The organism is Pseudomonas sp. RT4P38, from assembly GCF_054897765.1.
Window position 1 is genome coordinate 2621163 of sequence record NZ_CM142703.1, and the last position, 8838, is coordinate 2630000.

Sequence of the window (8838 nt, forward strand, 5' to 3'; positions counted from 1 at the left end):
TCGCTCCTACAAGGGGCAGTGTTCGATTACTGTTCGGTGCTGTCCGCCCATTTGCCCATTAGCGTATTGGACGGCCGTTGCTCGTCGAGCAGTTTCTTCGCCGTTTCGATACCGGCCACGGGCAGCCCGGTGGGGTCGAGCAGGCCGATCTGCACCAGAACGCTGGCCTGGTCCCAATAAATGTGTTCGTGACACAGCTTGTCGCCACGGAACTTGATGACCCCGAGCATCGGTATTTCGACGTATTGACCAGTCGGTGCGACGTTGGGCAGCATCCAGTCGATTTCGCTGGTGTGGGTGAAACACATCACGAACTCGTCGACGATTTGCGAGGCGCCAACAGTGCGAGAGATGGGCACCAGCTTCATGTCCGGCGGATTGGCATGGACAAAATGGTTCTGGTAGAAACGGCTCAATTCGCGGTAGCCCACGCCACCAGTCATGGTCGGAATGTGGTTGACGTAAGGTTCGGCAACCATGGTCGCCATGGTCGCCGGGACATCGCGAACGGCAAACTCGAATTCGATGTGCTTTTCCCACAGCTCGGACAGGTTGTAGTTCGGGCCGATTGCCTGCTTGAGCGCTGCGATGCTGCGCTGATGGGCCATCAACGCGGCCGGCTTGTTGTAGTGCATGCCACCGTTGCGAGCGAAGGCATGGTCGACGTCGGGGTAGGTGTAAATCTCGACGTTGTTGCGGCCGCCCAGGCGCTGACTGATCTGCAGGCGGGCATTGGCATCGCAGTAGCCATCCTGTTCGGCGAAGTGCAGCACCAGGCGGCCTTTGATGTTGTCGGCTTCGTCGAGCAACTGTTCAATGCCCATGCCGTAATAGCCCACCGAGCAGGCGGCGTCGGTTCTCGTCGCCGTCAGGTAGGCCAGCTTGCCGCCCATGCAGAAACCCACATAGCCGAAACCGACGTCCTCGACTTCGGGAAAATCGCTGAGTGCCTTGAAACTGGCGTCGATGTCATCGACAGCCTTGTCCACGTCCATGCGCTGAAACAGCTCGATGGCACGGGCGAAGTCGGCTTCGGTGTAGCCCAGTTCTACGCCCGGCTCCAGTCGCCAGAACAGGTCCGGCACAAGGGCTACATACCCTTCCTCGGCGTAAAAATCGGCCACTTCGCGCATGTTGGCGTTGATGCCGAAAATTTCCTGGCCGATTACCACGCCGGGGCCTTTGCCGCTGGCGGGTAGCGCCAGGTAACCGGTGAAGCTGCCGCTGCCGTCGCTGGCTTTTACGGTGATCATCTTGCCCATGGTGTTACCTCGTTATCGACTCATCATCAGGTTTTATTGGCGTTGTTCAATGGGAGCTGTCGAGCGATTCAGACCGGGTCACGCAAACGCTCGAACCACACGCGGGGCGAGAGGCCCTGATCGGGGCCGAGGATCGAGAAACCGCCGTCCACCGGAATGTCCACCCCGGTAATCCAGGACGCGCCATGGCTGCACAGAAAGGCGACCACCTGGCCAATCTCCTCGCCGCGCCCGACGCGCCCAAGCGGGTGAAAGGTCGCCCCTACACGGTCGGCCACTGCAAGGTCGCCGCCGCTCAGGTTCGCCACCGATGGCGACCAGGTCCAGGCGGGTGAGACGCTGATGACCCGGATCGAAGCCGGTGCCAGGCTCACCGCGAGGTTTCGGGTCAGCTGCAGCAATCCGGCCTTGGACGCCGGGTACAGGGCTCGCCCGGCCGCGCCGAACTTACCGCCGGTGCTTCCGATGTTGATCACCGTGCCGCCTTCATTCATGTGTGGCGTGGCTTTCTGTACGAAAATTGCCGCCGACACCAGGTTGATGTTGAGGGTGTTCAACCATTGCTCGCGGTCTGACTGTAGCCCCTGATCGTCGTAGACACAGGCGTTATTGACCAGAATGTCGAGACGGCCGAAGGCGGCCAGCGTTGTGTCGATACAGTCGTCGATATCCTCGTCCAGTTCGACATTGCAGGCGACAAAGCGACACCGCTCACCCAACTCACTGGCCAGTGCCGCCCCGGTGTCACGGTTGCGGCCGACCAGCATGACGCTGGCGCCGGCGTTTAGCAGTTGGCGAGCAATGTCAGTACCCAGGCCCTGGGTGCTGCCCGTGACAATCGCCACCTGACCATGCAGGTTGGCAGTAGGGATGGACTTCATGGCATTGACTCCAGAGAGCTTGCGACATCCGTGACAGTGGCGATAAACCGCATGCTGTCCAGCGCCGCCAGATGAGTCGCGGGGCGGGCGGCGGCGCAGGCGTCGGCCAGTACCGTGACCTCGAAACCGCAATCGACGGCGTGCCGGACCGTGCTTTCCACCACCGAGTGGGTGGCGACGCCGGCGATCAGCAACTGTCGCGTTTCGAGCTGACGCAACAGGGTGTCCAGCGGTGAGCCGTAAAACGCGTTGATGCGGGTATGAGTGACGACGAACTCGTCCGGGCCTTCCAGCGGTTGCAACGCGTCATGGAACTGCGCGCCCCAAGTGCCTTCCTGGACGGCGCCACTGGCCGCGACGGCACGCAGGATCGGCGCGTTCTGTATCAGGTCGGCATAGTCCGGGCGATACGCCACGCGCACATGAATGATCGGCCAGCCCCGTGCGCGGGCACCTTGCTGCAGCCTGATGGCGGCGTCCAGCATGGCGTCACGTGCCGGGTCATCGGCTGCGAGCCCGACCCGGATGCGGCCGTCAGGATGCAATACGTCGTTCTGATAATGCAGGGCCAATACGGTCGGGCGCCCCATCAGACAAAGACCTCTAGGTTGGCGAACACATCGTTGCAGTTGATCAGGTCAACCCGCTTGAGCTGGATTTTCCAGCCGCCGCTGTCCTGACTGGCCAGCTTGTAGGTGTAGCGCCCGGCCAACTGGCGTTGTTCAAGACGCCATTCGCTGACCTGGAACGTCGCGCTCACCACCAGCAGCCCTTGGCTGTCGAGTCCTTCGACCATCACATTGCCCACCAGATGAGCCGTGCGGGTCGGTGGTTGTTGCGACCAGTTACGTATGTTCTCTACCCGGCGGATGCGCACTTCGCGCAGCATGCGGTTTTCCCAGAACAGCGAAATGTGCTCGAAAGGGTCGGCCTGCCCATGCAGGTGCGGCACCCAGTACATGCCCGCATCGGTAAACAGTTGGTCCCACTCCCAGAAGCGGCGCTCATCCAGCAGGCGTGCTTCGCGATAGAGGAACTGCTCGATCTCGCGCAAGGTTTCGCTGGGTATCTGGGCCGGAATCAGGGCGTGAGTCGAAACGTCGAAGGTGCGATCAAGCAGCATGGGTGCTCTCCTTGGCGATCAGGGTGGCGGTCATGTAGTGCTTCCAGGCGGCGAACTGGTTGCGCATCGGCAGCTCGCTGGTGCCGTTGGTCGAGACCGCGCCATCGGGCAGCAATCGGTCGGTGCCGACATACCGATGCATGCTGATCCATTCGCCGCCACGGGTCATGTTGCCCTCCTGACAGCGGGCATAGACTTCCACGTCGTCGGGCATGACGTTGGAGGAGGGAGAGTTGATGACGTTGGCGTACGTCAGCGCCCGATCAAATACGGCATCCGGTGCGCCTTTGCAGCGGAACGTCTGGATTTCCACCAGGGTGCGGTCGACGGCCATCGGCCGGATCACCCGGAACTGCATGAACACGGTGTGGGGCGAGCCGCTGCCGTAGATCACGGTGTTGTGGCGATTCATCCCCATGATGTCTCGGGCGCGTGCTTCGCCATAGGCATCGCTCAGGCATTCGAAGTGGGCCTTGGACACTTCGTCGCGCTCGGCCGCCGCCGGGTCGAAGATCGCTTCCATGTAACCATGTCCATTGTTGTAGGCGCGCAGTTCGAGCTTCTCCCAGAAATCGTAAGGCTCGCCGTTGCCGTCCATGATCAGCAGTTCGAATGGCATTTCTCCCAAGAATTCGGCCTCGCTGCGGGCCGCGTCCACCGAGGACTCATGCGTGACGCGAGCGTGCATGGTGTCGTGGAGGTTTTCGTAGAAGACTTTCCAGTTGGAACGCTGCATGACCCGAAAAATACCGCCGGCCACTTCGACTTCACCCACTGGCGAGCGATCGCAGAGGTTGTCGATGGAAGTGATCACGCCGCCGAGAAAGCTTTTCAGGTCTGGACCATGATCGATCTGGCTGGCGAACACGAAGCCCCGATAGCTGTCGACCCGCGCCAGGCTCACCATTGAAAAGTCCGGGTGCCGGGGGTTGAAGCAGGTGCCTTCGAAGCCGTTCTTCAACGGTGCCGAAAGGTGCTGGCCGTCCAGTTTGAAGGTCCAGGCGTGGTAAGGGCAGCGGAAGAACTTGCCAACGTTGCCGTCGCCTTCGGCCACCAGCTTGGCGCCTTTGTGCGGGCAACGGTTGTAGAGCACATTGACGTTTTTATCGGCACCGCGAACCAGAATCACGTCCTGATCGCCGATGCGTGTGGTGTGGTAATCACCGACGTTTTTGACCTGGCTTTCATGGCCGACGTAGATCCATGCCTGACCATAGATTCGCTGCATTTCCAGATCAAACAGTTGAGGGTCGGTGTAGACGCTTTTGTGCACGCTGTCGTCGCGGATCAGTGCCGCAATCTGTTCGTTCGAGGGAATCATGGTGTCTCCTTTTAACCAGTCATAAAGAGATGCGCGCAACAGCAGCGCACTTACAAATCGAGCACCAGCCGAGCGCTGGAGGCGCGCGATACACAGGTGCAGAAGCTGCCGTCAGCCCGCTCGCGCTCCGACAGACAAATATCGCGGTGGTCAGCGGCGCCTTCGAGCACCTGGGTCACGCACACGCCACAATCACCCCGACGGCAATCGAACATCGGGTCCAGATCGGCTTCTATCATTGCGTCCAGCACGCTTTTGCCGGCGGGCACCTGGAGCGTTACGCCACTGCTGCGTAGCTCCACTTCAAAACCGGCTTCGGTCTCGGCGTCGAGGCTGCCGATGAACAACTCGCTGTGCAGTTGGCTGTCGTCCCAGCCCAGCGCGCGAGCTGTTTGCAGCACGGTGCTGATCAGTGATTTGGGGCCGCAAACATAGAGCTGACGTGCGCTGGCGGGCGAGTCCAACAGGCTGGTCAGAGGCAGGCGCCGAGCCGGGTCGCCGTCGCTGATCCAGCACCGGGCGCTGCCGAGCGCCTCTACTTCTTGCAGATAAGCCATGCGGTCCGCATTGCGACCGGCATAGTGCAAGGTGAACGGTTGCTGTCGGGCCGCGAGCGAGCGGGCCATGCCGAGCATTGGGGTGATGCCGATTCCTCCAGCGATCAGCAAGTAATCACTGGCATGCGCCACCAAAGGAAAATGATTTTTGGGCGCACGCACGATCAGTTGCTGACCGACCTGCACCTTGTGCATCCAGCGGGAGCCACCACTGCTCTGGTGTTCCAGCTGCACGGCGATCTCGTAGTGAGGGTTGTCAGGCAGGTTGACCAACGAGTAGGCACGCCACATGGGTTTACTGCCGGGTATCTGCACTTCGATATGAGCACCTGGGGTGAAATCGGGTAGTGTCTGGCCGGCGTCAGCGACCAGGATCAGGCGACGAATTTGAGGCGTGAGCGGGTCAATCCGTTCGATACGCAAAGACAGGCTGGGCATGCACGATTCCTGAACGGGGCGAGCGCTGCTCGCCGTTGAAGTCGTACTCAATGTAGGGAAGGAGGCTGGGGCGAAAAAGCCGATATCGGCAAGTCGATAGCCGCATTTTGCGTAAATACGCGGGACTGGGCGTCAGGCAGTGAGCCAATCGTACGTGGGTGTCATTGGCGGTGATGGGGCAATTCATGAGTGCAGCAGCGTTCACCGGGAGTGGATACTGCACGGAGCAATCCGCGGCACTGTGCGAGGCAGTGCGGGACGGGTATTCAGTTCAGTCGATGCTGGTGGTCTGGATAAAAGGAACGGCGTTGTTTGGTCATCTGACACCTCGATCTGGTGAGCATTCTCGCCTAAATGGGTGTCCGGTTTCATTAGACCACTACAACCTATGAGCAATATAAGGCACTGCCTTCGGACAAGCTGGCCGAAGAGCGCGCCCGCATCATCAAGATGTTCGAAGACTCGCGTCCGCACTACCTAATCGACACCATCGTCGAACTGCCCGCTGTGATCGAAGACATCAACGCTCGTCTGGCACGCGGCGAGTTGCCTCAATCCTACTAAGTGGTTTTGAGCTTTTTGCTACTTGTCTGGCTTGCGCATCAAGCTGGGCAAGTAGCGACCAAAAATTTCAGTCTGAACCAGCGGAAATCCCATGAACGGCAAAGTGGACATACTGGCAATGTGTTCAAAAGCTATGTCCAAGCCATTCACCTGTTACCTAGTCAGATTCGGATTGATCTGTTTAAGGTTGCGTCAAAAAACGCGAACTTAGTACTTGCAATAGTAGTCGCCGATCCAGCAACCAAAGTGCGCTGTTGATCGAAAACGATACGGTTCTACATTGCGTAGCGTCGTCGTGAAACCGAGCTTCTCATAATAAAAAAACCTGGAGCACAAAATGTACAAGCAAACCCTGTAGGCGGCTGTTGCGCTTGCCAGCATCTCCTCATTTGGCGTCCATGCTGGCGAAGCCGCGTCCGAAGGCTTCATCTCTGGTAGCAAGGCAAGCGTCAGCTCGCGCACCATGTATTTCAACAACGACAATCGCGTTGGTAGTGCAGATCAGAAAGAAACTGCCGAAGGCCTGCTATTCAACTACGCTTCCGGCTACACACAAGGCACCGTTGGCCTCGGCGTCGATGCTCAAGCGCTCGTGGGTATCCATCTAGACGGAGGTAGGGGCCACCACCCTGACAACAACACCTTTTCTCCAAGCGACTCTGATGGTTCGGCTGAAAAAAAACGTGGAGCCGTGGTGGTGCCAACGTCAAGGCCAGACTATCCAAAACAGAGCTGAAGGTACGCAGCGCGCTACAACCTAACTTGCCGATCCTGGTTGCCAATGACGGTCGAGTGCTACCTCAAATCTTTCAAGGCGGCATGCTGACCTCAAAAGAATTCAACAACGTGACGCTAAATGCCGGCAAGATCACTCAGGCAGCTGGCCGTGCATCCAGCAACTGGGCTGGGCTCTCAGTAGCCGGGGCAACGCAAGATTCCAACAGTTTCCAGTTCGGTGGCGCGGACTGGAAAATCACCAAGAATTTGACCGTTCAGGCATATCATTCGCAACTTGAAGATTTTTACAAGCAAACGTTCCTTGGCCTTGTACACGTCTTTCCGATTGGCGATGATCAAAGTCTCAAAACGGACCTGCGCTACTTCGACAGTAGTTCCGATGGCAAGAATGGGGATGCGGGCTACCGTTTCAACAATAACAGCGGATACGCGAAAAATGCGGGCGAGGTCGACAACAAGACCTGGAGCGCCATGTTCACCTATACCCTTGGCGGTCACTCGCTGATGCTCGGCCATCAGCGCGTGAACGACGACGGCAGTTTCGTGTGGGTGAACAACGGGAGCATCGCTGATAGCCGTGGACGCAATGAAGGAGAGGGGGGTTCCAGTTTTTATCTGTTCACCGATAGCATGATCAACCAGTTCGCCCGTGCCGGAGAAAACACTACCTTCGGCCAGTACACCTATGATTTCGCTCCTGTTGGCGTGCCAGGCTTGAAAGCCAGCGTCGCGTATTTGCATGGCGATGATATTAAGGATGTTGGTAACGGTAGCGATCACTCGGAGTGGGAACGCGACATGCGCGTCGACTACGTTGTTCAGAATGGTCCGCTGAAAAACTTTGGCGCGACCCTGCGTCACGGCGTCTATCGTGGTGACGATTCAGGCTCGGTTCGTAACGCCGACCAGACCCGCTTGATCTTTAACTACACCTACACTTTCATGTAAATCACGCGTAGTAAAAGCCCCGTAAACTCTCGGGGCTTTTATAAACAGACACGCGGCGGATTTTCATTTTCCGAGATCATGGTCGCAACTGAATGCACTGCGTTACGATTCGTGCACTAACGTGGTCGGCGCTTAATCAATAACGACAGTACCGCGCTCGCCGCACAGAGTCCCGCTACCGTCGGAAAAATGATCGACGTACTACCGGTTGAATCGATCATGTGACCGATGAGCGGTTCACCGATGCCTGCAAATACGTAGGACATCCTTCCGGCTTTCTTGTACAGGTGCAGCCACAACGCACGTACTTCATGAAAGCCCGGCACCTCCTCTTCCTTCCATCCCGGCAGCCAGAAATTAGCTGATACTTCTGCCCCCGGCTGATATCGCCGCGACATTCATTGCATGCGTGCGCCTTGCGAGCGATGGGCGTGGATTCAATTTGAAAATCGGACATAGAGGATTCCTCGCCCGTCGTTTGCCGGCAGGCTGGTAGGTAAATTGGGGGATCAGGTGAATCGTTGCTGCTTCAGCTCTCCGCACTGCTCGCACTGAACGAGCCTGTACTCGCCGCGACATCTGCGATCGACAACGCTGAGTAATTCGCTTCCGCCGCTTCCGCGGATTGCATCGAGCCCCGAGCTCCTCGCGTAGCGGGGCGCACGCTGCAAAATACGCCGAACCGTTTCCGGCTGGCCCTGAAGCAGTGTCAAGCGAGCGATTTGAATGGCAAGGACGGCTTGTAGCTTGATCGACAGTGGAGCTTCTGCATTTACCCGGGGGGCAATAATTGTCGGCGACTAGTCCGGTCGTTCGGCAAAACAAAGCCGCGGTTGCGGCGATCAACCCCGCTTCACAGCGCGTCTCATCATTCGCAGTTGCGTCCTGCTGAAAACGGTCGTGTCTGTCCTTCTATATAGAAGGATTGGTTTAGCTCTTTCTATAGACGGGAGCGGGCGTTTCCAGCTTTCTACCAGTGATTGATAGAAAAGCGCAATTAAGGGTT

6 protein-coding genes and 3 pseudogenes are annotated in these 8838 nt (G+C 58.2%); 2 read left to right on the plus strand and 7 right to left on the minus strand.

Annotated features, from left to right (window positions below; genetic code table 11):
• Window positions 1-26: 26 nt before the first annotated feature.
• The 6 genes from ACYZT7_RS12285 to ACYZT7_RS12310 form a co-directional block, all read right to left on the minus strand.
• A complete protein-coding gene (locus ACYZT7_RS12285; RefSeq protein WP_462041211.1) occupies window positions 27-1262 on the minus strand; it encodes a dienelactone hydrolase family protein in 1236 nt (411 codons plus the stop codon).
• A 68-nt stretch (window positions 1263-1330) separates the two neighbouring features.
• Window positions 1331-2143, minus strand: coding sequence for an SDR family oxidoreductase (locus ACYZT7_RS12290; RefSeq protein WP_462041212.1), 813 nt, complete (start codon window positions 2141-2143; stop codon window positions 1331-1333).
• On the minus strand, window positions 2140-2733 hold the full coding sequence (locus ACYZT7_RS12295; RefSeq protein ID WP_462041213.1) for a cysteine hydrolase family protein: 594 nt from the start codon (window positions 2731-2733) through the stop codon (window positions 2140-2142). Before ACYZT7_RS12295 ends, ACYZT7_RS12290 begins: the two co-directional genes overlap by 4 nt.
• Window positions 2733-3266: an aromatic-ring-hydroxylating dioxygenase subunit beta gene (locus ACYZT7_RS12300; RefSeq protein ID WP_462041214.1), complete on the minus strand. Its 534-nt coding sequence runs from the start codon at window positions 3264-3266 to the stop codon at window positions 2733-2735. Before ACYZT7_RS12300 ends, ACYZT7_RS12295 begins: the two co-directional genes overlap by 1 nt.
• On the minus strand, window positions 3256-4587 hold the full coding sequence (locus ACYZT7_RS12305) for an aromatic ring-hydroxylating dioxygenase subunit alpha (RefSeq protein WP_462041215.1): 1332 nt from the start codon (window positions 4585-4587) through the stop codon (window positions 3256-3258). Before ACYZT7_RS12305 ends, ACYZT7_RS12300 begins: the two co-directional genes overlap by 11 nt.
• Window positions 4588-4637: 50 nt before the next feature.
• A complete protein-coding gene (locus ACYZT7_RS12310) occupies window positions 4638-5582 on the minus strand; it encodes a PDR/VanB family oxidoreductase (protein WP_462041216.1) in 945 nt (314 codons plus the stop codon).
• Window positions 5583-5966: 384 nt separating this feature from the next.
• Between ACYZT7_RS12310 and ACYZT7_RS12315 the strand changes: the two are divergent.
• Window positions 5967-6146: pseudogene (locus ACYZT7_RS12315) on the plus strand (phosphonoacetaldehyde hydrolase); the annotation flags it as partial.
• 379 nt (window positions 6147-6525) lie between these two features.
• Window positions 6526-7832 (plus strand): annotated as a pseudogene (locus ACYZT7_RS12320) (OprD family porin).
• Window positions 7833-7948: 116 nt separating this feature from the next.
• Here the strand turns inward: ACYZT7_RS12320 and ACYZT7_RS12325 are convergent.
• Window positions 7949-8173, minus strand: a pseudogene (locus ACYZT7_RS12325) (LPXTG cell wall anchor domain-containing protein); the annotation flags it as partial.
• Window positions 8174-8838 lie beyond the last annotated feature (665 nt).